At 71.5% G+C, this 23525-nt stretch carries 21 protein-coding genes and 1 other RNA gene; 13 read left to right on the top strand and 9 right to left on the bottom strand.

What is annotated here, in order from left to right:
* The first annotated feature begins 95 nt into the window (after positions 1 to 95).
* From alr to QFW77_RS09190, 4 genes are all read left to right on the top strand, one after another.
* Entirely contained in the window at positions 96 to 1187 is a 1092-nt protein-coding gene (gene alr, locus QFW77_RS09205; protein WP_280574276.1) for an alanine racemase, read from the top strand.
* A 206-nt stretch (positions 1188 to 1393) separates the two neighbouring features.
* Positions 1394 to 2827, top strand: coding sequence for a cryptochrome/photolyase family protein (locus QFW77_RS09200; protein ID WP_280574275.1), 1434 nt, complete (start codon positions 1394 to 1396; stop codon positions 2825 to 2827).
* 50 nt (positions 2828 to 2877) lie between these two features.
* Positions 2878 to 4332: a WS/DGAT/MGAT family O-acyltransferase gene (locus QFW77_RS09195; RefSeq protein ID WP_280574274.1), complete on the top strand. Its 1455-nt coding sequence runs from the start codon at positions 2878 to 2880 to the stop codon at positions 4330 to 4332.
* Between the two features lie 229 nt (positions 4333 to 4561).
* Positions 4562 to 5239, top strand: a complete 678-nt coding sequence (locus tag QFW77_RS09190; RefSeq protein ID WP_280574273.1) for a YiaD family glycine zipper/OmpA-like lipoprotein — start codon at positions 4562 to 4564, stop codon at positions 5237 to 5239.
* Between the two features lie 646 nt (positions 5240 to 5885).
* Here the strand turns inward: QFW77_RS09190 and QFW77_RS09185 are convergent.
* The 3 genes from QFW77_RS09185 to ssrA form a co-directional block, all read right to left on the bottom strand.
* A complete protein-coding gene (locus tag QFW77_RS09185) occupies positions 5886 to 6773 on the bottom strand; it encodes a DUF6999 family protein (protein ID WP_280574272.1) in 888 nt (295 codons plus the stop codon).
* Positions 6770 to 8665, bottom strand: coding sequence for an iron-containing redox enzyme family protein (locus QFW77_RS09180; protein ID WP_280574271.1), 1896 nt, complete (start codon positions 8663 to 8665; stop codon positions 6770 to 6772). The genes QFW77_RS09185 and QFW77_RS09180 overlap by 4 nt, the downstream gene beginning before the upstream one ends.
* Positions 8666 to 8830: 165 nt before the next feature.
* Positions 8831 to 9187: a transfer-messenger RNA gene (gene ssrA / locus QFW77_RS09175) on the bottom strand.
* Between the two features lie 127 nt (positions 9188 to 9314).
* Between ssrA and QFW77_RS09170 the strand changes: the two genes are divergently transcribed.
* Entirely contained in the window at positions 9315 to 11498 is a 2184-nt protein-coding gene (locus QFW77_RS09170) for a CHASE domain-containing protein (protein WP_280574270.1), read from the top strand.
* A 3-nt stretch (positions 11499 to 11501) separates the two neighbouring features.
* Here QFW77_RS09170 and smpB read toward each other — a convergent pair whose 3' ends face one another.
* Positions 11502 to 11996, bottom strand: a complete 495-nt coding sequence (gene smpB / locus QFW77_RS09165; protein ID WP_280574269.1) for an SsrA-binding protein SmpB — start codon at positions 11994 to 11996, stop codon at positions 11502 to 11504.
* A gap of 62 nt (positions 11997 to 12058) precedes the next feature.
* On the opposite strand from smpB, the gene QFW77_RS09160 reads away from it, so the two are divergent.
* Both QFW77_RS09160 and QFW77_RS09155 read left to right on the top strand, forming a co-directional pair.
* Positions 12059 to 12490: a type II toxin-antitoxin system RatA family toxin gene (locus tag QFW77_RS09160; RefSeq protein WP_280574267.1), complete on the top strand. Its 432-nt coding sequence runs from the start codon at positions 12059 to 12061 to the stop codon at positions 12488 to 12490.
* The gene (locus QFW77_RS09155; RefSeq protein WP_280574266.1) at positions 12490 to 12747 is read left to right on the top strand and encodes an RnfH family protein; all 258 of its coding nucleotides are present in this window, start codon (positions 12490 to 12492) and stop codon (positions 12745 to 12747) included. The genes QFW77_RS09160 and QFW77_RS09155 overlap by 1 nt, the downstream gene beginning before the upstream one ends.
* Before the next feature lie 13 nt (positions 12748 to 12760).
* Here the strand turns inward: QFW77_RS09155 and QFW77_RS09150 are convergent, their stop codons facing one another.
* On the bottom strand, positions 12761 to 13150 hold the full coding sequence (locus QFW77_RS09150; RefSeq protein ID WP_280574265.1) for an outer membrane protein assembly factor BamE: 390 nt from the start codon (positions 13148 to 13150) through the stop codon (positions 12761 to 12763).
* 124 nt (positions 13151 to 13274) lie between these two features.
* On the opposite strand from QFW77_RS09150, the gene fur reads away from it, so the two are divergent.
* On the top strand, positions 13275 to 13679 hold the full coding sequence (gene fur, locus QFW77_RS09145) for a ferric iron uptake transcriptional regulator (RefSeq protein ID WP_280574264.1): 405 nt from the start codon (positions 13275 to 13277) through the stop codon (positions 13677 to 13679).
* A gap of 27 nt (positions 13680 to 13706) precedes the next feature.
* Here the strand turns inward: fur and recN are convergent, their stop codons facing one another.
* Positions 13707 to 15368, bottom strand: coding sequence for a DNA repair protein RecN (recN, locus tag QFW77_RS09140; protein WP_280574263.1), 1662 nt, complete (start codon positions 15366 to 15368; stop codon positions 13707 to 13709).
* Between the two features lie 144 nt (positions 15369 to 15512).
* Between recN and hrcA the strand changes: the two genes are divergently transcribed.
* The 3 genes from hrcA to tadA all read left to right on the top strand — a co-directional run bounded on the left by hrcA (position 15513) and on the right by tadA (position 17973).
* Positions 15513 to 16565 (top strand): heat-inducible transcriptional repressor HrcA, encoded by a 1053-nt coding sequence (gene hrcA, locus QFW77_RS09135; RefSeq protein WP_280574261.1) that lies wholly within the window; start codon positions 15513 to 15515, stop codon positions 16563 to 16565.
* A 365-nt stretch (positions 16566 to 16930) separates the two neighbouring features.
* Positions 16931 to 17461 carry a cupin domain-containing protein gene (locus tag QFW77_RS09130; RefSeq protein ID WP_280574259.1) on the top strand — a complete coding sequence of 177 codons (531 nt, stop codon included), beginning with the start codon at positions 16931 to 16933 and terminating at the stop codon, positions 17459 to 17461.
* 35 nt (positions 17462 to 17496) lie between these two features.
* Positions 17497 to 17973, top strand: coding sequence for a tRNA adenosine(34) deaminase TadA (gene tadA, locus QFW77_RS09125; RefSeq protein WP_280574258.1), 477 nt, complete (start codon positions 17497 to 17499; stop codon positions 17971 to 17973).
* Positions 17974 to 17984: 11 nt separating this feature from the next.
* Here the strand turns inward: tadA and QFW77_RS09120 are convergent, their stop codons facing one another.
* Positions 17985 to 18464, bottom strand: a complete 480-nt coding sequence (locus QFW77_RS09120; RefSeq protein WP_280574257.1) for a DUF2721 domain-containing protein — start codon at positions 18462 to 18464, stop codon at positions 17985 to 17987.
* Positions 18465 to 18522: 58 nt separating this feature from the next.
* On the opposite strand from QFW77_RS09120, the gene orn reads away from it, so the two are divergent.
* Complete coding sequence (orn, locus tag QFW77_RS09115; RefSeq protein WP_280574256.1) at positions 18523 to 19092, top strand: oligoribonuclease; 570 nt, start codon at positions 18523 to 18525, stop codon at positions 19090 to 19092.
* 54 nt (positions 19093 to 19146) lie between these two features.
* Here orn and QFW77_RS09110 read toward each other — a convergent pair whose 3' ends face one another.
* Both QFW77_RS09110 and ppsA read right to left on the bottom strand, forming a co-directional pair.
* A complete protein-coding gene (locus QFW77_RS09110; protein ID WP_280574254.1) occupies positions 19147 to 20064 on the bottom strand; it encodes a mechanosensitive ion channel family protein in 918 nt (305 codons plus the stop codon).
* Positions 20065 to 20160: 96 nt separating this feature from the next.
* On the bottom strand, positions 20161 to 22554 hold the full coding sequence (ppsA, locus tag QFW77_RS09105) for a phosphoenolpyruvate synthase (RefSeq protein ID WP_280574252.1): 2394 nt from the start codon (positions 22552 to 22554) through the stop codon (positions 20161 to 20163).
* Positions 22555 to 22649: 95 nt separating this feature from the next.
* Between ppsA and ppsR the strand changes: the two genes are divergently transcribed.
* Complete coding sequence (gene ppsR / locus QFW77_RS09100; protein ID WP_280574251.1) at positions 22650 to 23489, top strand: posphoenolpyruvate synthetase regulatory kinase/phosphorylase PpsR; 840 nt, start codon at positions 22650 to 22652, stop codon at positions 23487 to 23489.
* Positions 23490 to 23525 lie beyond the last annotated feature (36 nt).

The following is a 23525-nucleotide window of genomic DNA, read 5'->3' as shown; positions in this document are numbered from 1 at the left end:
GGGCGCCGCCGCCTCCGAAGCCCGCGAACTGCCCCGCACCTTCGCGATCCTGTGATGGCACCAGCGCACCCAACGCCGCCCTACAATCCGTCACCATGCCGCGCGCCACCACCGCCACCTTCCACAGCGATGCCGTCCGCCACAACCTGGGCGAGGTGCGCCGACGCGCGCCCGGCAGCCGGGTGATGGCGATGGTCAAGGCCGACGGCTATGGCCACGGCCTGGAGCGCGTGGTGCGCGCGCTGCCGGATGCCGATGCCTTCGGCGTCGCCTCGCTGGAGGACGTCGCGCGGATCCGCGCGCTCGGCGCGGCCCAGCCGGTCCTGCTGCTGTCGGGCTTCGACGGGCCCGAGGACCTGGCGCGGCTGCGCCAGCTCCGCGCCGACAGCGTGATCCACCACGCCAGCCAGCTCGAGATGCTGGAGCAGGGCGACCGCGGTGATCCGATTCGCTGCTGGCTCAAGGTCGACTCCGGCATGCATCGGCTGGGCTTCGCTCCGGCGGACGTGCGCGGCGCGCATGCGCGGCTGGCGGCGCTGCCGCAGATCGCGGACATCGTGCTGATGACCCACTTCGCCAGCTCCGACGAGTTCGCCGACAGCGGCGGCGGCAACCGCGACCAGACCGCCGCGCAACTGCGGGTCTTCGCCGAGGCCACCGCGGGTCTGCCGGGCGAACGCTCCCTGGCCAATTCCACCGCGGTGCTCGGCTGGCCGCAGGCGCAGGCCGACTGGGTGCGGCCGGGCGGCGCGCTGTACGGCATGTCGGTGGTGGCGGGCCGGCCGGGCCCGGGATTCGGGCTGCGCCCCGCCATGACCTTCTCGACCACGCTGATCGCGGTCAACCCCGTCGCCAGGGGCGAGCGCATCGGGTACTCCGCCAGCTGGGAGTGCCCGGAGGACATGCCGGTGGGCATCGCCGCGGTGGGCTACGGCGACGGTTATCCCCGCCACGCCCCATCCGGCACGCCGGTGCTGGTGAACGGCCGCCCGGCGGCCAGCGTCGGGCGGGTGTCCATGGACCTGATGGCGATCGACCTGCGCGCGCAGCCCGATGCGCGGCCCGGCGATCCGGTGGAGCTGTGGGGCCAGGGGTTGCCGGTCGATACCGTGGCCGCCGCTGCCGGCACCATCGGCTACCAGCTGACCTGCGCGATCGCCGGGCGGGTGCGCAGGCGCGAGGCCTGAGGGCCTCCGGCACAGGGCCGCCGGGCGAGCCCCGGTTCACTCGCCGCCAACGCCGCAGCCCGCTACGCTCGCGCCTTGCCCCCGAGGAGCCTCGCCATGGTCGATGGAGCGCGGTCCCGCGAGCCCGCCCGCGGCGCGCGCTGCACGATGGCCGGGCTGGAGCCGCGCCCAGGCAACGGGCTCCGCCAGGACCCGGCCCGGCGCTGATGGCGATCGCACTGGTCTGGCTGCGGGACGATCTGCGCCTGGACGACAACCCGGCGCTGCGCGCGGCGATCGAGGGCGGCTACATTCCGCTCGCGATCTACGTGCACGCACCGGAGGAGGAGGGCGATTGGGCGCCGGGCAATGCGTCCAACGCCTGGCGACATCGCTCGCTGCGGGCGCTGGACGAACGACTGCGGGCACGCGGCTCGCGGCTGCGGGTCTTCCGCGGGCCCACCCTGCAGACCCTGCAGTCGCTGCTGGTCGCCACCGACGCGGAGGCGGTGTTCTGGAACCGCCGCTACGAGCCCGCCGTCGAGCGCCGCGATGCCGCGATCAAGCGCGCGCTGCGCGGGCAGGGAGTGCGGGCGGAGAGCTTCAACGGCGCCCTGCTGTTCGAGCCCTGGCAGGTCGAGACCCGGCAGGGCGATCCGTACCGCGTCTTCACCCCGTACTGGAAGACCGCGCTGGCGAGCTGGCGCGAGCCGGCGCTGTGGGACGCGCCGACAGCGGCCTGGCCCACGCTGCCCGACGAGGACGCGGTCCCGCACGGGGTCGCCCTGGAGGCGCTGCGGCTGGTCCCGGGCCGGGGCTGGGACGGGGGATTCTGGGAGCGCTTCGCTCCCGGCGAGGCCGGCGCCCGGGCCGCGCTCGAGCGGTTCGTCGGGCACGGGCTGGTCGGCTACGGCCTGCGGCGCGACTTTCCCGCACGCCGCGGCACCTCGCGGCTGTCGCCGCACCTGCACTTCGGCGAGGTGTCGGTGGCGCGGGTGGCGGCCGCGGTCCGCGCGGCCGAGGCGCCGGCGGACGATGTCGAGCGCTTTGTCGCCGAGCTCGGCTGGCGCGAGTTCGCGCATCACCTGCTGCATCATTTTCCCGGCACCACCGACGCGGACCTCAACCCCCGTTTTCGCGACTTCGACTGGGCTGTGCCGCAGCCCCGGATCCTGCGCGCCTGGCAGCACGGGCGCACCGGCGTGCCCATCGTCGATGCCGGCATGCGCGAGCTCTGGCGGACCGGCTGGATGCACAACCGCGTGCGCATGGTCGCCGCCAGCTACCTCACCAAGCACCTGCGCATGCACTGGCGGCACGGCGCGCGCTGGTTCTGGGACACCCTGGTGGATGCCGATCTGGCCAGCAACGGCCTCGGCTGGCAGTGGGTCGCGGGGACCGGCGCGGACGCGGCGCCGTACGTGCGCGTCTTCAATCCGGTGACCCAGGCCGCGCGCTTCGACCCGGACGGGAGCTATGTCGCGCGCTGGCTGCCGGAGCTGGCGTCGCTGCCGCTGCCGCTGCGCCACGCGCCCTGGGGGGATCCGGCAGCGCTTGCGCGAGCCGCCCCGGACTACCCGCGCAGGCCGCTGGTGGAGCCGGCGGAGGGCAGGCGCGCCGCGCTGCGCGCCTATGCCGCGATCGCGCCGCCGCGGGTTTGACGCTCTTCGCGCACGCATGCTTCACTCGGCCACCGCCCGAGGGAGCTGGCATGGCCACCGAGAACACGCGCCGGCGCCCGCGTCGGGAGCCGATGTCGAGGGTCGACACGGCCTGGCTGCGGATGGAGAAGCCGAGCAACCCGATGATGATCACCGGCGTGCTCATGCTCGCCGAGCCGCTGGCGCTCGACGCGCTGCGGCGGTTGCTCGCCGACCGCTTCCTCGCCTACGCGCGGTTCCGGCAGAGGCCGGTGGACACGGCCACGGGCTGCTGCTGGCAGGACGACCCGGGCTTCGAGCTCGACCGGCACGTGCAGCGGGCCCGGCTGCCCGGGCGCGGCGACAAGCGAGCGCTGGAGCGGTTCGCGAGCAAGCTCGCCTCCACCAGGCTCGAGCCGGGCCGCCCGCTCTGGCAGTTCCACCTGGTCGAGCGTTACGGCGGCGGCTCGGCACTGGTGGCGCGCATCCACCACTGCTACGCGGACGGCATGGCGCTGGTGCAGGTGCTGCTGTCGCTGACCGATACCGTGCGCGACCCGGCGGCCGGGCAGGACCTGGCTCGCGCTTGGTTGCGGCAGGACGGGGCGGGGGTGGCGCGCCGGGTCGGCGCCGTGCAGCGCTACCGGCGCCTGGGCGGGAAGGCGCTCGGCAAGGGGATCCAGATGTACCGCGACCCCGGCCTGGCTGCCGTGCTCGCCCGCGAGGGCGGCGACATCGCCCGCGAGCTGCTGGCCGCGCTGTCGCTGCCGGACGATCCGCCCTCGCTGCTGCGCGGGCGGCTGGGGACCAGCAAGCGCGTGGCCTGGGCGGAACCGCTGGACCTGGACGAGGTCAAGGCGGTGGGACGGGCCTGCGGCTGTACCGTCAACGACGTGCTGATGGCCGCCGCCGCGGGCGCCCTGCGCGGCTACATGCAGGCGCGCGGCGACTCCCCGGACGGCCTGACCCTGCGCGCCACGGTGCCTGTGAACCTCCGCCCGCTCGAGCACGCGCGCAGGCTCGGCAACCACTTCGGGCTGGTGTTCCTCGAGCTGCCGGTGGGAGAGCCCAATCCGGTGCGCCGTTTGGCGCGCGTCTCTGAATGCATGTCGAATGTCAAGAATTCGAAGCAAGCCGTTGTCGCGTATGGGTTGCTCGCCGCGCTGGGAATGATGCCGCAGCCCCTGCAGGAAAGCGCCCTGGCGCTGCTCAGCCGCAAGGCCACGGCGGTGGCCACCAACGTGCCCGGACCGCAGCAGCCGCTCTACCTGGGCGGAAGTGCGCTGCGCGAGATGATGTTCTGGGTGCCCCAGACCGGCTCGATCGGCATCGGCGTGTCGATCCTGAGCTACAACGGCCGGGTGCATTTCGGCCTGATCGCCGACGCGCGGCTGGTGCCGGATCCGGACGCGGTGATCGGCCGCTTCGGTCCCGAGTTCGAGAAGCTGCTGTACCTGGCGCTGATGTCGGACTGGGAAGCGGCGTTGCTGCCGGAGGCCGCCGAGGCCCTGCTCGACCGCCGATAGCGCGCCCGGCCTGGCGGGGCGAGGCCGGCAGCCGGACCGTGCGCCCGCGCGGACGTCAGTGCGCGGATCGGCGCCGGATCGACCGGAACGTTCGGTCGATCTTTCCTGAATGGGGAATGTGCACGAGCGGCCCCATTGGCTCATCCGTCACCCTGCGACCACCGCGGCGTGGTTAGCTTTGCCCGTATTCACAACCGCGCCGGTACGCCGGCCACCACAGGAGAGGACGATGCGCAAACTCACCAGCGCCGGTATCGCCACCGCACTGGCCAGCGTGCTGCTGGCAAGTGGCTGCGCCACCTACACCGGCCAGACCACCGACCCGAACGATCCGAACCGTACCCGCACGGGCGCCCTGGTCGGCGCCGGCATCGGCGCCGTGGCAGGCCTGCTGAGCGGCGGCGACGCCACCGAGCGGCGCCAGCGCGCGCTGGTGGGCGCCGGCGCGGGCGCCCTCGCGGGCGGCGCGGTCGGAGCCTATCAGGATCGCCAGGAGGCCGAGCTGCGCCGGCAGATGGCCGGCACCGGCGTCGACGTGGTTCGACAGGGCGACAACATCACTCTCAACATGCCGGGCAACGTCACGTTCGGTTTCGACGAGTCCAACATCCAGCCGCAGTTCTATCCGGTGCTCGACAACGTCGCCAATACGCTGCGCCAGTACGACCAGACGATCATCGAGATCGCCGGCCACACCGACAGCGTCGGCAGCGACAGCTACAACCAGCAGCTGTCGGAGCGCCGCGCGCAGGCGGTGGCGGGCTACCTCGGTTCCAAGGGAATCTCGCAGCAGCGCATGATCACGGTGGGCGCCGGCAAGACCCGCCCGATCGCCGACAACAGCACCGAGGCAGGGCGCGCGCAGAACCGCCGCGTCGAGATCACCCTGGTGCCGATCCAGGCCTGATCCACCCGTGCGAAGCAGTGCCGAAGGGGCCGCGCAAGCGGCCCCTTCTTCTGCCGCGGCGGACCACAGCTCGATGTGCTTGCCGGTGCTTGGGCTTCGGAACCAGCGGCGCCCGGGCCGGGGGGACGCTGCCCGGGCGCCGCGTCGGCGATTCGCTTTCGAATGCTTGGTAGCCGGTTCCTCCGAAGCCCATCAACGCGAGAGCGGGAGACGTGCCGGGGGTGTTGCGCAGAGCAGGCCATGGATGGCCTGCGGCCCTGACTCCGGCCATGGATGGCCGGACGGAAGGGCGGAGCAATGCCCCCGGCGCGGCTCACGCCCCACACAGCAGCCGAAGGCGCTCTTGAAGCACCCCACCTCAGGAAGGCCATTCGCTGTCGCCGGCCCGTGGCGACGGTGATGGACCCCTGCATCGGGTGGGACTGCCTGGCGCGGCCGGACGGAAGGGCGGAGCAATGCCCCCGGCGCGGCTCACGCCCCGCACAGCAGCCGAAGGCGCTCTTGAAGCACCCCACCTCAGGAAGGCCATTCGCTGTCGCCGGCCCGTGGCGACGGTGTTGGCTCCCCCGATGCTGGGTTTCCTCAAGAGCGGCTTCCCTGGCGACGGTGATGGATCTTCGCGATGGATGGGCCGCCTGGCGCGGTTTCAGCCAGCAGCCACCGGCTGCGGATGTTCCGCCTTCGCGCGGCTCAGCAGCGCGTGCAGCATCTCGGTGGACAGCCCGTGCAGTACCAGGCGGAAACCGGCGCGCAGCGTGGTCAGCGGCACCAGCGGGTGCTTGTTGTTGAGGAACACCAGGTAGTCCGGCCGCTGCAGCAGCGTGGCGCAGTAGATTCCGATGGTCTCGTCCAGCTGCAGCGAGTTGGTCGCGCGCCAGAAATCGTTGTCGGTCAGGAACAGCTGGTAGACCGGCGTGTAGATCTCGATCGCGGTCTGCAGGTCGATGAAGTTGGTCCAGCGCCGCGGCATGTCCTCCAGCCGCAGCGGCGGCGGTTCGATCATCGAGAAGTCGAGGCTGGCCGGCGGCTCGATCCGGCGCCCGCCCAGCGCCCGGTTGAGTTCGATGACGAAATTGAACAGGTTCAGATCGTGCTGCAGGAACACGTCGTCGCGCAGCGCGTCGATGTCGGCCGGGCGCAGCGGGTGCGAGGGCAGCTCGCGGCCGGGCAGGGCGTTGCGGCCGATGAAGGCAAGCACCTGCGAGCCGAGATGGAAATGGCGCAGGATCAGCCAGTTCGCCTCCGGGCGGACGAAGGTCTTCATGCCCCAGACGATGGTGCGGTGCAGCCACTTCGACGAGGTCAACCCGTTCGGCAGCACGATCTTGAGCAGCTGGATCAGCACGATCGACAGCCGCGCCAGCGGCCGCACCACCGGCAGCACGAACTGCCGCGAGCGCGATGCCGCGTCCGCCAGCCAGGCGCACTTGACGTCGTGCGCCAGCGGACCGCTGGCATCCAGGTACAGCGCCAGCCAGGGATTGGGGTCGCGCGGGTCGTGCGGTGCGTCCAGCCAGTCCTCGGTCCTGCTCATCGGATCATCTCCAGCTGCCGGGCGTAGAGCACCGCCACATGCCGCGCGTCCTCGAGGATCTCGTCGGCGGCCCCGCGCCCGCCGATCTCCAGCGTCGCCTCCAGCGCCCGCAGCCAGCGCCCCAGGTGGGCGATGTCGTTCTCGCCGTGGTAGGCGAGGAAGGTGAAGCTCTTGCCCAGCCAGCCCAGGCGCTGGCGCAGCAGAGGCAGCAGCGCGGGCACGATGCGCTGCCCGGTCCCCTCGATGATGTACATCGCGCCGAGCAGTCCGACCGCGTCCGGCTGCGCCGCGCGCGCGTGCAGGTAGGCGTTGAGCGCTTCGCCGCCCGGGTTCCGCTGCAGTTCGTCCAGGGAGGCGACCTTGCCGCCGGCGTTGCGGTAGTCGCGGAACAGCACGTCGTAGTCGTACTGCTCGTCGTCGGCGTGGTGGTGCACGGTGGCGTGCAGCGCGGCATAGCGCGGGGTGAGGTGGTCGGCGGCCTTGCGCATCCACAGGCTGCCCTGCCGCACCTGCGGCACCCATTGCTCCATCCAGCCGACGTAGTCGTCTTTGGTGACGCTGCCGTCGAGGATCCGCCGCACCAGCCGGGTGCGCCAGACCCGGCTGCGGTAGTCGTGCCAGACCAGCGCCAGCTCGCGCAGCAGCCGCGCCACTTCGGGCAGCTGGCTGGCCGGATCGGGGCTGTGCGGAGGCTCGGGCAACACCGCGCCGGGCGCGGCTGCCGCCGCCGCCGGGCGAAGCGCCGTCGCCATCGGCGCAGGCGGTCGGGCCGCCTCGGCCGCGTCGACCACCTCCAGCAGCGCGAACGCCACGGTGAAGCGCCCGGATTCGGGAACGAACAGCAGCACCGTCTCGCCGGCCTGGGGCTGCCGCTCGCGCAGGAAGTCGTCGAGCATGGTGAAGATCGAGGCCGAGCCCAGGTTGCCGCGCACGGCGAGGTTGCTGTACCAGCGCGACTCCGGGATCTCCAGCTGCGCCAGTTCCAGGCACTGCCGCACCACCGGGGCGAAGCGCTGGGAGGAGTAGTGACAGAGGAAATGGTCGACTGCGGCAGGGTCGATCGCGCCCGCCTCGGCCAGCTTGACGTATTCGTGGGTCGCCACGTCGAACAGCTGCGGCAGCAGGCGGATGTCCTGCCGCAGCAGCATCGCGCCGGCGGCATCCGCCTCGCTGAAGCTGGGGTAGTCGCCCCAGTGCCGCCCTTCGGGCGAGAGGCCGGCCTGCATGCACAGCGGCAGCTCGCCGGAGAACGACTTCAGGTGCAGGTGGCGCAGCCGCAGGGCGAGGCCGGAAGCGGGCCGCCGGCGCGACAGCCGCCACGCGCCGGCGCCGTCCGACAGCATCCAGCGCAGGAAGTGGGCGTCGAAGTCGGCGTTGTAGCCGACCTGGGCGAAGCGCGAGCGCTTGAACAGCCGCGAGGGGAATTCCGCGGTGGCGACCAGCGCTTCGCCGTAAGCTCCGAGTTCGAGCGCCAGCGCCGCGTGCTGCAGCGCCGCCATCCCCGAGGCGCATACGCCGTGGTGGCTGGCCGTGGCCATCGCCGGTGCGCCGAGCTCGGCCTGCACCATGTTGGCGAAGCCGGGCAGCATCAGGTCGCCGGAGGAGGTCGCCGCCGCCAGCAGCTCGATGCCGCGCAGCGCGTCGGCCGGTTCGGCGCCGAGGCACGCGCGCACCGCAGCCGCCGCCAGCCCGGCACAGCTGTGGGTGCTGTTGCCGCCGGTGTCGATGGCGTAGTGGCGCGTGCGGATGCCGTTCTCGCCGAGGATCCGGCGCTTGAGCCGTGGCGAGAGCGCGTTGAGCGGCTCGATATAGCGGTCGATCGCATCGTTGTCGACCGCCGGGCCAGGGTAGAAGGCGCCGGTGGCGGTGATGTACACGTCCTCGAATCGCATGCGTTCGGTCCCGTTTCGATGGGCCTTTATACCGGAGCCGGAAGGACTCTTCCCCCGCGGGCTTCCGGCGTGCCGTTCGGCGGGACGCCAACGGCGGGGCACCAACGCCGCGGGAGTTGGCGCGAAAAAGAAGAAGGGCCGCCCGGAGGCGGCCCTGCTGTTGGATGGTGGAGGTGGGCGGAATCGAACCGCCGTCCGAAGGCACTCCATCCCCGGCACTACATGCTTAGCTCACCGTTGAGTCTCGTCCCGGAGCAGCACGGTGTGCGAAGCGCACCCCGGGACCAGCCTGCTTCGTGTTGACCGGGAGCTGACAGGCAGCCACTCCCGGCGATTCCGTGATAGATGACCCTACACCCGGCGAGCACGGACACAAGCTGGGTTCGGGGCTACGCCTTAAGCGGCGAGAGCGTAGTTGTCGTCGTTGGCAACTATGAGTTTGCCGCTGGATTAACGAGGAAAGCTGCCCCCTCGGCATGCGCCAGGCGATTTCGCGACCCCCGTCGAAGCCAGTGCACCCCCGGGAGCGTCGAACACGCTGACAGGGACGAGTATAGGGGCGCCGGGGCCGGAAACAAGCGCAGCGGCGGGGCCGTGCAGCGCCGGTTCACCGCGCCTGCGGCCGGCCGGACCCGGTATGCTCCGTCGCATGGGGAACGACACCAGGCCCACGCCCGAGGCTGGCAGCGAGCCGCTGCAGTCGCGCCGTGGCTTCCAGCTCGCCTGGCTGGTGCTGGTGGGCTCGCTGCTGATGGTGTTCCTGTATGCACAGGCGGCCGGCAAGCGCGAGCGCCAGCTGGCGGGGGCCGATTTCATCGCCGAGGCCGGGCAGATCGTCGACCTGATGCGGCAGCGGCTGCTGGCCTACGAACTCACGGTACGCGGCGGCGCATCGCTGTTCGGCCCGGTGGACCGGCCGAGCGCGCGCCAGTGGCAGGCCTACGTCGACGGCCTGCGCATCGAGCGGCGCGGTTTCGCGCTGACCGGGCTTGGATACGCGGCCTGGCTCACGCCCCAGGAGCTGGAGGCGCTGCAGATGGAGATGCGCGCTGCCGGGCGGGGACTCTATCGGGTCGATCCGCACGGCGCGCGGCAGCGCTACGGGCCGATCGTCTACCTCGAGCCGGGGACCCCGGCCAACCTCGCCGCGATCGGCTACGACATGTACGCGGACCCGACCCGCCGCGCGGCGATGGATGCCGCGCGCGACAGCGGTACGCCCCGGCTGAGCGCCGGCGTCAGGCTGGTGCAGCAGGAGGAGGGCGCCCCCGGCCCCGGGCTGGTGCTGTACATGCCGGTGTATCGCGCCGGCAGCTTTCCGGCCAACGTGCTGGCGCGTCGCGCCTCGATGCAGGGCTGGGTCTATACGCCGTTCGAGGTCCGGGACTTCGTCGAGTCGTCGTTGGCGCCGATCCAGCGCTCGGCGGTGTTCAGGATCGTCGACCTGGCCGACGAGTCCGAGCTCTACGTCGATCCCGGCTACGCCGAGGTCGCCGACTCCCCGCACCGGTTCCGCCACAGCATCGAGCGCGAGATCTACGGGCGCAACTGGCGGATCGACTTCCGTTCGGCGCCGGATTCGGCGGCGGGCGTGGCCTCGCCGGCGCTGCGCGCCACCCTGGCCGCAGGCGTGCTGGCCTCGCTGTTGCTGTTCGCGGTGGTCTGGACGCTGGCACGGACCCATTCCCATGCCCAGCGCCTGGCGGCGCGAATGAGCGAGTCCTACCGCCGCAGCGAGCTGCGCTTCCGCAGCGCGATGGAGTACTCGGCGATCGGCAAGGCGCTGCTGGACCGCGAGGACCGCGTGGTCGAGGCGAATCCGGCGCTGGCCCGCATTCTCGGCGTGGCGCCGGCGGCGCTGCCCGGCACCGGCTTCGGCCAGCGCCTGCTGGGCGGCGACACCGGCCGGGAACGCCCCGACACCGAAGGCGTGGTGCGCGCCACCCGCGAACTGCGCCGCCCCGATGGCGAACTGCGCCACGTGCAGCTGACCTACGCGCCCGTCCCCGGCGATATCGGCAGCGGGGTGGCGCGGCTGGTACAGGTGGAGGACGTGACCGAGCGCCTTCGCGCCGAGGCGCAGGTGCACGCGCTCAACCGCACCCTCGAGCTGCGGGTCGCGGCGCGCACCCGCGAGCTGCGCCAGGCCAACCAGGAGATGGAGTCCTTCGCCTACAGCGTCTCGCACGACCTGCGCGCGCCGCTGCGCTCCATCGACGGTTTCGGCCGCATGCTGGCCGAGCGCCACGGCCAGGCCCTGGACGAGACCGGGCGCGACTACGTCAGGCGGATCCGCGCGGCGACCGCGCGCATGGACGGCCTGATCGACGCGCTGCTGAAGATGTCCCGGCTCAGCCGCGCCGAACTGAAACGCGGCCCGGTGGACCTGTCGCGCATGGCCGGGGAGATCGTGGCCGAGCTGCGCCACGCCGAGCCGGAGCGCGAGGTCGAGGTGGAGATCGCGCCGGGGCTCGCGGCGGTCGGCGATCCGGCGCTGCTGCGCAACCTGCTGGAGAACCTGCTCGGCAACGCCTGGAAGTTCAGCGCCGGGCGATCTCCGGCGCGGCTGGAGTTCGGTGCCGAGCCGCGGGCCGGCGGCGGGTGGACGTTCTTCGTGCGCGACAACGGCGCCGGCTTCGCGCAGGAGTATGCCTCCAAGCTGTTCCGGCCGTTCCAGCGCCTGCACGGGCAGGAGGAATTCCCGGGGCACGGCATCGGCCTGGCCTCGGTGAAACGGATCGTCGACCGCCACGGCGGCGAGGTGCACGCCGAGGGCCGTCCGGGGCAGGGAGCCTGTTTCCGCTTCACCCTGCCCGAAGGCGACGCCGGGTAGCGCTCAGGCGTCGCGATTGTGCTGGCGCATCGCCCGCTGTTTCTCGCGGTTCCAGTCGCGCTCGCGTTCGGCGTTGCGCTTGTCGTGCTTTTGCTTGCCCTTGGCCAGGGCGAGCTCCGCCTTGACCTTGTTGCCCTTCCAGTACAGCGCGGTCGGGACCACGGTATAGCCGTCGCGCTCGACCCTGCCGATCAGCTGATCGATCTCGCGGCGGTGCAGCAGCAGCTTGCGGGTGCGCTGGGCGTCGGCGACCACGTGGGTGGAGGCCGAGATCAACGGGGTGATCAGCGCACCGAACAGGAAGATCTCGCCGTTGCGCACGATCGCATAGCTCTCGCCGATGTTGGCGCGGCCGGCACGGATCGCCTTGAGCTCCCAGCCCTGCAGCGCCACGCCCGCCTCGAAGCGGTCCTCGAGATGGTATTCGTGGCGCGCGCGCTTGTTCAGCGCGATGGTTCCGCCGCCGTTTGCCTTATCCTTGCCTGCTTTCTTGCCCATAGCGGACGCATTGTCCCCGAACCGGGGGCGGTTGGATACGCCCGCGCCAGCCCGAGCCGTCGATGCCGAAGATCCAACGCAGCGCCCTGGTCGAGCATTCCGCCGCGCGGATGTTCTCGCTCGTCAACGACGTGGCCGCCTACCCGGCGCGCTTCGACTGGTGCGAGGCGGCCGAAGTGCTGGAGCAGGACGAGGAGCGGGTGGTCGCGCGCCTGGACCTCGGGCTGGGCTCGCTGCGCACCTGGTTCACGACCGAGAACACGCTGGCGCCCCCGCACCACATCGACATGCGCCTGCGGGACGGTCCGTTCCGCAGGCTCGACGGCCGCTGGGAATTCCACGCCCTCGACGAGTGCGCCTGCAAGGTCACGCTGACCCTGGACTTCGAGCCACGCAGCCGGCTGCTGGCGCCGGCGCTGGCGCTGGGCTTCCAGAGCCTGGCCGACCGCATGGTGGACGATTTCGTGCGCGTGGCCGACACCGGCGACGGCTGATGGCGATCCGGGTCGAGGTGGTCCGGGCGTGGCCGCGCCGCGTCGAATCGGCCACGGTGACCCTGGATGAACCGGCCACGGTGGCCGCGGCGGTGGCCGCGGCGGGGCTGGACGGCGCCGGGGCGGCCGGCTATGCGGTATTCGGCGAGCGCGCGGAGCCCGCCACCGTGCTGCGCGATGGCGACCGGGTCGAACTGTTGCGCCCGCTGCTGGCCGACCCCAAGGAAACCCGGCGGCGCCGGGCGCGGCGCGGCTGACCGGGCCCGGCGATCAGCGGCGGCGGTCGCGTTCGCGGGGCAGGTTCGGTCCGAAGACCCGGCGCACCTCGCCGGCCAGCGCCTCGTCCTGTTCCGGAAAGTACTCCCCGTCCCAGCGGGCCAGCGCGTCGTTCTCGAACCACAGGGTGAGATTCTTGACCTCGGTGCGCCCGCGGCGCCCGGTCCGCTGCGAGGCGGTGTAGTCCCAGCGCTGCTGGTGGAACGGGTCGGCGATCGAAGGCGAGCCCAGCAGGCCCAGCACCTGCTGCTTGTTCATGCCCGCCTGCAGCTGTTCCACCGCGGATTCCTCGAGCAGGCTGCCCTGGTAGATGGGCTGCTTGTAGACGATGCCGCAGCCGGCGACGGCGGCGGCGAGGACGAGGGGAATCAGGAGTCTGCGCATGGAGTTCCGGGCCGGAGGGAAGCCGGCCGATGATACACTCGCCGCGACCACCGCCAACCGGGGCCGCGCGACCGCGTTCAGCGCGCGCTGACCGGGACGCGCCGCACCACGGGTACGAGACAGCATGGAATCCCTCGATCTGCGCAAGGCCGGGCTGAAGGTGACGCATCCACGGATGCGGATCCTCGAGTTGCTCGAACAGAAGACCCCGCAGCACCACATGACCGCCGAGGACATCTACCGGCATCTGCTGGAGCAGGGCGACGAGATCGGCCTGGCCACGGTGTACCGGGTGCTGACCCAGTTCGAGGCCGCCGGGCTGGTGCTCAAGCACAACTTCGAGGGCGGCCACGCGGTCTACGAGCTCGACCGCGGCGGCCATCACGACCACATGGTGGACGTCGACAGCGGCAAGATCATCGAGTTCGAAAGCACCGAGATCGAGCGCCTGCAGCGCGAGATCGCCGAGCGCCACGGCTACCTGCTGGAAGACCACTCGCTGGTCCTGTACGTGCGCCGCAAGCGCTGAAACGGCCCGCCGGCCTGACAGGCCGGCTCAGTCGACGTCCGCCAGCAGGCGCTTGGCCGCGGCGCGGGCCTCGCGGCTGATCTCGATCCCGCCCAGCATCCGCGCCAGCTCCTCCTGGCGCTGCCGCCCCTGCAGCCGCCGCACCTCGCTTTCCGTCACCCCGGCCTCGGCCGACTTGCTGACCAGATAGTGGGCATGTCCATGCGCGGCGACCTGCGGCAGGTGGGTCACGCACAGCACCTGGCGGCTGCGGCCCAGCGCGCGCAGCTTCTGCCCGACGATCCCGGCCACCGCGCCGCCGATGCCCGAATCGACCTCGTCGAACACCATGGTCGGCACCGCGTCCAGGCCCAGCGCGGCGACCTCGATCGCCAGCGAGATCCGCGACAGTTCGCCGCCCGAGGCCACCTTGCGCAGCGGCCGCGGCGGCTGCCCGGCGTTGGCAGAGACCAGGAATTCGGCGCGCTCCGCGCCCTGCGGGTCCGGGCGCGGCTCCGGCTGCGGTTCCAGCGCGATCTCGAAGCGGCCGCCGCCCATGCCCAGCTCGGCGATCAGTCCGGTGGTGAGCCGCCCCAGCTCCGCCGCGGCCTGGCGCCGGGCCGCGCCCAGGCGCGCCGCGGCCTGGCGCCAGCGCGCCGCGGCGGCGTCGGTTTCGCCATCCAGCGCACTCAGCCGCTCGCTGGCGCGCTCCAGTGCGTCCAGCTCCGCGGCCAGCGCGTCGCGGTGGGCGGCCAGCGCCTCAGGAGCGACGCGGTGCTTGCGCGCCAGGTCGTGCAGGCGGCCCAGGCGGCGCTCCAGTTCCTCCAGCCGGGCCGGATCGAGCTCCAGGTCGTCGCGGATCCGCTGCAGCAGCAGCAGCGCCTCGTCGAGCTGGATGGCGGCGGCCTCGAGCATGCCGTCGACCTCGCCCAGACGCGGCTCGTGCTCGCGGCCGCGGGCCAGGTCGCCACGCAGGCGCTGCAACTGGCGCGACAGCGACTGTTCCTCGCCCAGCGCCTCGAGCGCGGCATCGCAGCTGGCGATCAGCCCGGCGGCGTGCGCCTGGCGGCGGTGGCCCTGCTCGAGCTCGGCGATCGCCTCGGCGTCCAGCGGTTCGTCCTCGAGTTCGCGCAGCTGGTGGGCCAGCCAGGCGCTGCGCTCGCCGACGTCGCCGCCGTGCGCGAGCGCGTCGCGCTCGCGCAGCAGTGCGCTCCAGCCGGCGGCGGCCTGCGCCACTTCGGCAAGCTGGGGGCCATGGCGGCCGAAGGCGTCGAGCAGCGCCAGCTGGCTTCCGCGCGAGAGCAGCGCCTGGTGCTCGTGCTGGCCGTGGATCTCCACCAGGTGCCCGGCGAGCGCGCCGAGTTGCGAGAGGGTCGCCGGACGGCCGTTGATCCAGGCCCGCGAGCCGCCGTCTGCGCGCAAGGTGCGGCGCAGCTGGCAGGCGCCGCCGTCGTCGAATTCCTGTTCGCGCAGCCAGGCCGCGGCGGCCGGGGCGTCGCAGAGGTCGAACTCGGCGCTGAGCTCGGCGCGCGCGGCGCCGTGGCGGACCATGCCGCTGTCGGCGCGCAGCCCGGACAGAAAGCCCAGGGCGTCGACCAGCAGCGACTTGCCGGCGCCGGTCTCGCCGGAGATGGTGGTCAGCCCCGGTCCGAACTCGAGTTCGCTGGCGCTGGCGACCGCGAAATCGCGGATCGAGAGATGGGTGAGCATGGGCGGATTGTGCAGTGGCGGACGGAAGACGGCCAGACGATGGCGCCGCGAGGATGGCGGGAGGGCGTCGCAGCGGGCGAGACCGGCCCCGGGCTGCGGCGGTCCCCGCTTGCGCCGCCGCGGCGCCGGCCTTATACCGGAACCGTGGCCAGCACCGATTCCAGCGACAGGCTCGACCCGCGCGCGCGCCAGCTGCTGCGGACCCTGATCGCGCGCCACATCCGCGACGGCGAGCCGGTCGGCTCGCAGACCCTGGCGCGCCATGCCGGGCTCGACGTCAGCGCGGCCACGATCCGCAACATCCTTTCCGACCTGGAGGACAGCGGCCTGCTGAGCGCCCCGCACACCTCCGCCGGGCGGGTTCCCACGGCCCAGGGCTACCGCGTGTTCGTGGATTCGCTGCTGCAGCTCAAGCCGCTGCCCGAGAAGGAGGTGGCGCGGCTGCGCAGCGAGCTGCCGGCCGGCATCGGCACCCAGTCGCTGCTCGGCAGCGCGTCGGAGCTGGTCTCCGCGATGACCCATTTCGTCGGCGTGGTCAGCGTGCCGAGGCGCGAGCAGTTCGCGTTCAAGTACATCGACTTCGTCGCCGTGGACAGCCAGCGGGTGATGGCGATCCTGGTGTTCGCCGACAACGAAGTGCAGAACCGGCTGATCCAGACCCGCCGGAACTACGAACCCGGCGAGCTGGAGCGGGTGGCGAACTATCTCAACGCGCAGTTCGCCGGCCGCTCGCTGGCCGACATCCGCGCGACCCTGGTCCAGGAAATGCGTGCGGCCCGCAGCGAGATGGAGAGCCTGCTGGCGCAGACGGTGGAACTGGCGGAGCAGGCGCTGGCACCGGGGGGCGAGGACATGGTGGTGGCGGGGCAGGCGCGGCTGATCGGGGTGCAGGATCTGTCGGACCTGGACCGGCTGCGCGAGCTGTTCGATGCGTTCTCGCGCAAGCGCGAGATTCTGCAGTTGCTGGAGCGGACGGTGAGCGCGCCGGGGGTACGGATCTTCATCGGCGAGGAGACCGGGCTGGCGCCGCTGGAAGGCGTGTCGCTGGTCTCGGCGCCCTATGGCGCCGGGGGGCAGGTGCTCGGGGTCCTGGGAGTGATCGGCCCGACCCGGATGGCCTACGACCGGGTGATCCCGCTGGTGCAGGCGACCGCCGAGGTCCTCGGCGCGGCGCTGGAGCCCTCGCGGGGCGGCTGAGCCGTCGCGCGGACAGTTGATCGGCCCCTCCGGATCGCCAGCAGGGACGAATCCGACGCGTGGAGTTCGCGGGCGTCGGCGATTCACTTGCGGATGGCGGGTAGCCCGTTCCTCCGAAGCCCACCAACGCTGAAGCGGGAGACGTGCCGGAGGTGTTGCGGAGAGCAGACCATGGATGGTCTGCGGCCCTGACTCCGGCCATGGATGGCCGGACGGCAGGGCGGAGCGATGCCCCCGGCGCGGCTCACGCCCCGCGCACTTCCGAAGCGGCTCTTGGATGTCGCTGCTCCGTACCTCCGCCGCGGATCACGCCGATCAATGCGCGCGTCCGGGCACAATATTCGCGATTCCCACGGGAGACGCCGATGGCCGCACCGCAACTCCTGCAACTCGAATCCAATGGCTGGGTCCCCAACAACCCGCGGCTGCCGGTGCTGGTGTACCGACGGGTCGAGCCGGCGCGGGGAGCGGAGGCCACCGCGATCGCCTTCGAGCGCCGGTTCGGGCGGCATCGCTGGCCGGCGGGGTGGCGCGACGGCATCTTCGGCTATCACCACTACCACTCGACCGCGCACGAGGCGCTGGGGGTGGCGGCGGGATCGGCGCGGGTGATGCTGGGCGGCCCGGGCGGGGAGGTCGTGGAGATCGATGCCGGCGACGTGCTGGTGCTGCCGGCCGGGACCGGCCATCGCCGCGAGGCGGCCAGCGACGACTTCCTGGTGGTGGGTGCGTATCCGGCGGGGCAACGTTGGGACCTGTGCACCAGCGCCGCCACGCCGGCGATGCTCCGGCGCATCGCCGCGGTCCCGGTGCCGGCCGTCGATCCCGCGGCCGGCAGCGCCGGAGATCTGCCTTCGCTGTGGCGGGGCGGCGGGGCGGCCGTGTCGGCGCGCTAGAATCCCGCGTCCACCCGTCCGCGAACCCGCCTGCGATGTCCGAACCCGTCGATGTGCGCTGGATGCGCCATGCCCTCGCGCTGGCCGTGCGCGCGGAACGCGAGGAGGACGAGATCCCGGTCGCCGCCGTGGTCGTGGACTCGGCCGGACGGCCGGTGGGCGAGGGCTGGAACCGCAACATCGGCGAGCACGACCCGAGCGCGCATGCCGAGATCGTGGCGATGCGCGCGGCCGGGCGCAGCCTCGGCAATCACCGCCTGGTCGGTTGCACCCTGTACGTCACCCTGGAGCCGTGCGCGATGTGCGCCATGGCGATGGTGCATGCGCGTATCGCCCGCCTGGTGTATGCGGCCAGCGATCCGAAGACCGGCGCCGCGGGCAGCGTGTTCGATCTGCTCCAGGACCCGCGCCACAACCACCGCATCGAGGTGCTCGGCGGGGTGCTGGCCGGGGAGGCCGGGGCGATGCTGACCGGCTATTTCCGCCGTAAGCGCGGCCGGCCGGCGGCCTGAGACGCCGCGCGTCAGGGCGCGGCGCGCGGCCTGCTGGCGCGGCGGTGGCCGTCGTCCATTTCCACGTTGATCGCATGCACCGCCAGTGCCGACTCCCGCGCCAGCAGCAGGCTCGCGGCGAACAGCGCCAGCACCCCGAGCGCCGCCAGCAGCGTCGGCATGTGGACCAGGCGGTGGCCGAGCAGCGAATCGCCCGCCAGCGACAGGCTGGTGCCGACGAAACAGCTGATCGCCACGTAGAGCAGCTGGCTGCCGCGCAGGATGATCCCGCTGCGGCGGCGCTGCAGGGCGATGCGCTGCTCCAGCACGGCCCGTTCGGCGGCGTCGCTGGCTTCGCCCAGCTCGGCGAGCAGCGCCCGCGCCCGGTCGATCACGCGCGCCAACCGGCTGTTGGCGGAGGTGAGCAGGGCCGCGGTCGCGGTCAGGAAGAACGCCGGCGCCAGCATCGCGGTCAGGATGGCGTGGTGGGGAAGGGCGGTGCTCGGGAACATGGCGAAGGCCTTCGGCGGGGCTGCGCTATGATGCGCGCTCCCGAAACCGATCGCGAGCATGGCCCTGCACCAACCCCAAGCCGACGACGGAAGGCTGATCTGGATCGACCTCGAGATGACCGGGCTGGACACCGACCGCGACTCGATCCTGGAGATCGCCACGGTGATCACCGACTCGGAGCTGCGGATCCTCGCCGAGGGCCCGGAACTGGCCATTGCCCATCCGCTGCCGGTGCTCGAGGCGATGGACGACTGGAACCGCAACCAGCACGGAAAATCGGGCCTATGGCGGCGCGTACTCGAGGAAGGGGTGCCCATGGACGAGGCCGAGCGCCGTACCCTGGAGTTCCTGTCGCAATGGGTGCCGGAAAAGGCCTCGCCGATGTGCGGCAATTCGATCTGCCAGGACCGCCGTTTCCTGCATCGGCAGATGCCCCGGCTGGAGCGCTATTTCCACTATCGCAATCTCGATGTCAGCACCCTCAAGGAGCTGGCCAGGCGCTGGGCGCCCTCGCTGCTGGCCGGGGTGCACAAGCAGTCCGCGCACACCGCGCTGAGCGACGTGCGCGACTCCATTTCGGAACTGCGCCACTACCGGGACGGCATGGGCGCGTTCGCGCCGCTCTGAGCCTCGGCAGACGCTCGAACGGGGGCACGCCGCCGGTGCCGGGGCGCTTCCGCGCTACTTCGGGTCGGCCGGCGGCTGCCGGGGGGCGTCGTCCAGACCGATGGCCGCGGCGCGTCGGGTGGTAAGCGCGGGCACCGCATCCGCGGTGGCGTGGTACAGGTGCACGTCGCGCTGCGGGAACGGAATCGAGATGCCCTGCCGGTCGAATGCCTTCTTGATCCGTTCGGTCAGCTCGCACTTGGTCGCGAACCAGTCGGCGTTGGCGACGTGGCAGCGGATGCCGAGGTTCACCGCGCTGTCGGCCAGCGCGTAGACCAGCACGTCGGGAGCGGGCTCGGCGAGGACGCGCTGGTCGGACAGCATGATCTCCATGGCGATACCGCGCGCCACGTCGATGTCCGAGTCGTAGGCGATGCCGACCACCAGCTCGATCCTGCGCCTGACGTCCGGGGTCAGGTTGATGATCGAGTCGCCGGTGATCAGCGCGTTGGGCAGGGTGATGGTCTGGTTGTCGGCCCCGCGCAGGCGGGTCTGGAAAATGCTGACCGATTCCACCGCGCCGGTGACGCCGTTGATGGTGACGATGTCGCCGACCCGGAACGGCCGCAGCGAGACCAGCATCACCCCCGAAGCCACGTTCGCCAGCGAATCCTTCAGCGCCAGGCCGATCGCCAGGCCTGCGGCGCCCAGCACCGCGACCATCGAGGTGAGCGCCACCCCGAACACTGCCTGCAGCACCGCCAGCGCCAGCACCACCAGCAGGGTCACGTAGATGACCTTGCGCAGGAACATCGCCGCGGTCGACTCGATGCGGCTGCGGGTCATCCCGCGCTCGAGCGCGGCCGACAGCCAGCGCGCCAGGTGGACGCCGATGTAGAACACCACCAGGGCGGCCAGGATCCGCAGGCCCCAGTAGGTCGCAAGTTCCATCCACTCGCCTTCGCGCACCGCCGCCACCAAACCGTTTTCCATCCGTTTCTCCGTATTCGTGCCGCCGGACGGCGGCCGGTCGCGCGGGAATCTAGCGGCGCACGCGTGAGCGGGGCGTGGCGCGGATCATGGCGCGAATCAGGCGCCCGCGGCCTTGCTCCTGGCCAGCCGCAGCCAGGTGTCGACCACGGTATCGGGATTGAGCGACACCGAGTCGATGCCTTCCTGCATCAGCCATTCGGCCAGGTCCGGGTGGTCGCTGGGTCCCTGGCCGCAGATGCCCACGTACTTGCCCTTGGCGCGGGCGCTCTTGATCGCCATCGACAGCAGCTTCTTCACTGCAGGATCGCGTTCGTCGAACAGGTGCGCGACCACGCTGGAGTCGCGGTCCAGGCCGAGGGTGAGCTGGGTGAGGTCGTTGGAGCCGATCGAGAAGCCGTCGAAGATCTCCAGGAACTCGTCGGCCAGCAGCGCGTTCGACGGCAGCTCGCACATCATGATGATCTTCAGCGGCTGCTGGCCTTCGGCGTGCTGGCCCTGGCGCAGGCCGTTCTTCTCCAGCGCCTCGACCACGCGGCGGCCCTCGTCCAGGGTGCGCACGAACGGGATCATCACCCACAGGTTGTCCAGCCCCATGGTGTCGCGCACCTTGCGCACCGCCCGGCACTCCAGCGCGAAGGCGTCGGCGAAGGACGGATCGACGTAGCGGCTGGCGCCGCGGAAGCCGATCATCGGGTTCTCCTCTTCCGGCTCGTAGCGGCGGCCACCGATCAGGTTGGCGTATTCGTTGGACTTGAAGTCCGACAGCCGCACGATCACCGGGTTCGGCGCCACCGACGCGGTCAGGGTGGCGATGCCTTCGGCCAGGCGGTCGACGTAGAAGCTCACCGGATCGGCATAGCCGGCGCTGCGCTCGTCGATCTGGCGCTTCACCTCGGGTTCCTGGCGCTCGTACTCGAGCAGCGCGCGCGGATGAACGCCGATGTGCGAGGCGATGATCATTTCCAGCCGCGCCAGCCCGATTCCGGCGTTGGGCAGCTGGCCGAAGTCGAACGCGCGCTCGGGGTTGGCCACGTTCATCATGATCTTCAGCGGCGCCTCCGGCATCGAGGTCAGGTCGGTGGTGGTGCGCTCGAAGGGCAGGGCGCCGGAGTAGATGTAGCCGGTGTCGCCCTCGGCGCAGCTCACCGTGACCTCGCGGCCGTCGGCGATGGCCTCGAGGGCGTTGCCGGTCCCGACCACCGCGGGCACGCCGAGCTCGCGGGCGATGATCGCGGCGTGGCAGGTGCGTCCGCCGCGGTTGGTGACGATCGCCGCGGAGCGCTTCATCACCGGCTCCCAGTCGGGATCGGTCATGTCGGCGATCAGCACGTCGCCGGCCTGCACCTTGTTCATGTCCTCCAGCGTGCGCACCACGCGGGCCACGCCGCTGCCGATCTTGTGGCCGATGGCGCGGCCCTCGGCGATGACCTCGCCGCGCGCCTCGAGGGCATAGCGCTCGATCTGGGTGGCCTTGCCGCGCGACTTCACCGTTTCCGGCCGCGCCTGGACGATGTACAGCTTGCCGCTGACGCCGTCCTTGGCCCATTCGATGTCCATCGGACGCTGATAGTGCTCCTCGATGGTCAGCGCCTGCCTGGCGAGCTCGTGGACGTCCTCGTCGGAGATCGAGAAGCGGGTGCGCAGGTCCGCCGGGGTGTCCTCGTTGCGCACCCGCTCGCCCGGCGCATCCGAATACACCATGCGGATCTGCTTGCTGCCCATGCCGCGGCGCAGGATGGCCGGCCGGCCCTGGCGCAGGGTGGGCTTGTACACGTAGAACTCGTCCGGGTTCACCGCGCCCTGGACCACGTTCTCGCCCAGGCCGTAGCTGGCGGTGATGAACACCACGTCGCGGAAGCCCGATTCGGTGTCCAGCGTGAACAGCACTCCGGAGGCGCCGACGTCCGAACGCACCATCAGCTGCACGCCCGCGGAGAGGAAAACGTCCTCGTGCTTGAAACCGTGGTGGACGCGGTAGGCGATCGCGCGGTCGTTGTACAGGGAGGCGAACACCTCCTTGACCCGCAGCAGCACCTCGTCGGCGCCGGCGACGTTGAGGAAGGTTTCCTGCTGTCCGGCGAAGCTGGCGTCGGGCAGGTCCTCGGCGGTGGCCGAGGAGCGGACCGCGACCGCCACGTCACCGCCACCGGCGTCCGCGCACAGCGTGGCGTAGGCCTCGCGGATCCCGGCGTCTAGGTCCGGCTGCAGCGGCGCGTCGGTCACCCAGCCTCGGATCTCCTTGCCGGCGGCGGTCAGCGCCCGCACGTCCTCGACGTCGAGCGTCGCCAGGCGGTCGAAGATGCGCTTTTCCAGATCGTTGTGGGCGATGAACGCCCGGAACGCGTCGGCGGTGGTGGCGAAGCCGCCCGGCACCGAGACGCCGAGCTGGGACAGGTGGCCGATCATCTCGCCCAGCGAGGAGTTCTTGCCGCCGACCTGGGCCAGGTCGTTCAGTCGCAGGTCGTGCAGCCAGAGGATGTTGGCGCTCAAGGGGAGGCTCCGGAGGATGGCGATAGGCGATCGCCGGGCGTCGCCCGGCGGAAACGGCTATTTTAGCAACCCTCCCGTCACGAAAGCCCGAACGCATGTCCGCGGAACCGCAGCCGCCCGCCGCCCGCCCGGTGTTCTACGTCTCGGACGGCACCGGCATCACCGCCGAGACCATCGGCCACAGCCTGCTGACCCAGTTCTCCGGGTTCCGCTTCGTCACCGACCGGATCCCGTTCGTGGACACTCCGGAAAAGGCCCGGCTGGCGGTGGAGGAGATCGTGCGCGCCGGCACCGGCCAGGGGGTCCGGCCGATCGTGGTCAACTCCTGCGTCGACCCGGAGCTCAACCGCATCCTCGCCGAGAGCGGTGCGCTGATGCTGGACGTGTTCGCGCCGTTCATCGCGCCGCTGGAAGAAGAACTGGGCGTGCCGCGGCAGTCGCGGGTGGGGCAGGCCCATGGGATGGTCGATTTCGAGACCTACCACAGCCGGATCAACGCGATGAACTTCGCCTTGACCCACGACGACGGCATGGCGATCAACTACGACGAAGCCGACGTGATCCTGGTGGCGGTGTCGCGCGCCGGGAAGACCCCGACCTGCGTCTATCTGGCGCTGCACTACGGGATCCGCGCGGCCAACTACCCGCTGACCGAGGAGGACCTGGAGTCCGACCGGCTGCCGCCGCGGCTGCGGGCGCATCGTCGCAAGCTCTACGGATTGAGCATCGACCCGCAGCGGCTGCACCAGATCCGCCAGGAGCGGCGCCCGAACTCGCGCTACGCCGAGCTGGAGACCTGCAGGCGCGAGGTCAACGCGGCCGAGACGCTGTTGCGCATGGAGGGCATCCCCATGCTCAGCACCACCCACGCCTCGATCGAGGAGATCGCCAGCCGCATCCTCGAGGAACTGGGCATCAACCGCGGCATGTTCTGAAGCGCGGCCGGTACGGAACGACGGCCAGGAATCTGA

Source organism: Luteimonas endophytica, from assembly GCF_029887875.1.
GTDB lineage: Bacteria > Pseudomonadota > Gammaproteobacteria > Xanthomonadales > Xanthomonadaceae > Luteimonas > Luteimonas endophytica.
This window is presented reverse-complemented; position numbering and strand designations above follow the sequence as displayed.

What these genes read in the sequence shown, in the direction of transcription:
- QFW77_RS09110 (WP_280574254.1), bottom strand. Translation starts at nt 20,064, where the DNA reads ATGGAAAACGGTTTGGTGGCGGCGGTGCGCGAAGGCGAGTGGATGGAA.
- QFW77_RS09170 (WP_280574270.1), top strand. Translation starts at nt 9,315, where the DNA reads ATGGGGAACGACACCAGGCCCACGCCCGAGGCTGGCAGCGAGCCGCTG.
- fur (WP_280574264.1), top strand. Translation starts at nt 13,275, where the DNA reads ATGGAATCCCTCGATCTGCGCAAGGCCGGGCTGAAGGTGACGCATCCA.
- QFW77_RS09130 (WP_280574259.1), top strand. Translation starts at nt 16,931, where the DNA reads ATGGCCGCACCGCAACTCCTGCAACTCGAATCCAATGGCTGGGTCCCC.
- ppsR (WP_280574251.1), top strand. Translation starts at nt 22,650, where the DNA reads ATGTCCGCGGAACCGCAGCCGCCCGCCGCCCGCCCGGTGTTCTACGTC.
- tadA (WP_280574258.1), top strand. Translation starts at nt 17,497, where the DNA reads ATGTCCGAACCCGTCGATGTGCGCTGGATGCGCCATGCCCTCGCGCTG.
- QFW77_RS09155 (WP_280574266.1), top strand. Translation starts at nt 12,490, where the DNA reads ATGGCGATCCGGGTCGAGGTGGTCCGGGCGTGGCCGCGCCGCGTCGAA.
- QFW77_RS09190 (WP_280574273.1), top strand. Translation starts at nt 4,562, where the DNA reads ATGCGCAAACTCACCAGCGCCGGTATCGCCACCGCACTGGCCAGCGTG.
- QFW77_RS09180 (WP_280574271.1), bottom strand. Translation starts at nt 8,665, where the DNA reads ATGCGATTCGAGGACGTGTACATCACCGCCACCGGCGCCTTCTACCCT.
- alr (WP_280574276.1), top strand. Translation starts at nt 96, where the DNA reads ATGCCGCGCGCCACCACCGCCACCTTCCACAGCGATGCCGTCCGCCAC.
- QFW77_RS09160 (WP_280574267.1), top strand. Translation starts at nt 12,059, where the DNA reads ATGCCGAAGATCCAACGCAGCGCCCTGGTCGAGCATTCCGCCGCGCGG.
- QFW77_RS09195 (WP_280574274.1), top strand. Translation starts at nt 2,878, where the DNA reads ATGGCCACCGAGAACACGCGCCGGCGCCCGCGTCGGGAGCCGATGTCG.
- recN (WP_280574263.1), bottom strand. Translation starts at nt 15,368, where the DNA reads ATGCTCACCCATCTCTCGATCCGCGATTTCGCGGTCGCCAGCGCCAGC.
- smpB (WP_280574269.1), bottom strand. Translation starts at nt 11,996, where the DNA reads ATGGGCAAGAAAGCAGGCAAGGATAAGGCAAACGGCGGCGGAACCATC.
- QFW77_RS09185 (WP_280574272.1), bottom strand. Translation starts at nt 6,773, where the DNA reads ATGAGCAGGACCGAGGACTGGCTGGACGCACCGCACGACCCGCGCGAC.
- QFW77_RS09200 (WP_280574275.1), top strand. Translation starts at nt 1,394, where the DNA reads ATGGCGATCGCACTGGTCTGGCTGCGGGACGATCTGCGCCTGGACGAC.
- QFW77_RS09150 (WP_280574265.1), bottom strand. Translation starts at nt 13,150, where the DNA reads ATGCGCAGACTCCTGATTCCCCTCGTCCTCGCCGCCGCCGTCGCCGGC.
- orn (WP_280574256.1), top strand. Translation starts at nt 18,523, where the DNA reads ATGGCCCTGCACCAACCCCAAGCCGACGACGGAAGGCTGATCTGGATC.
- QFW77_RS09120 (WP_280574257.1), bottom strand. Translation starts at nt 18,464, where the DNA reads ATGTTCCCGAGCACCGCCCTTCCCCACCACGCCATCCTGACCGCGATG.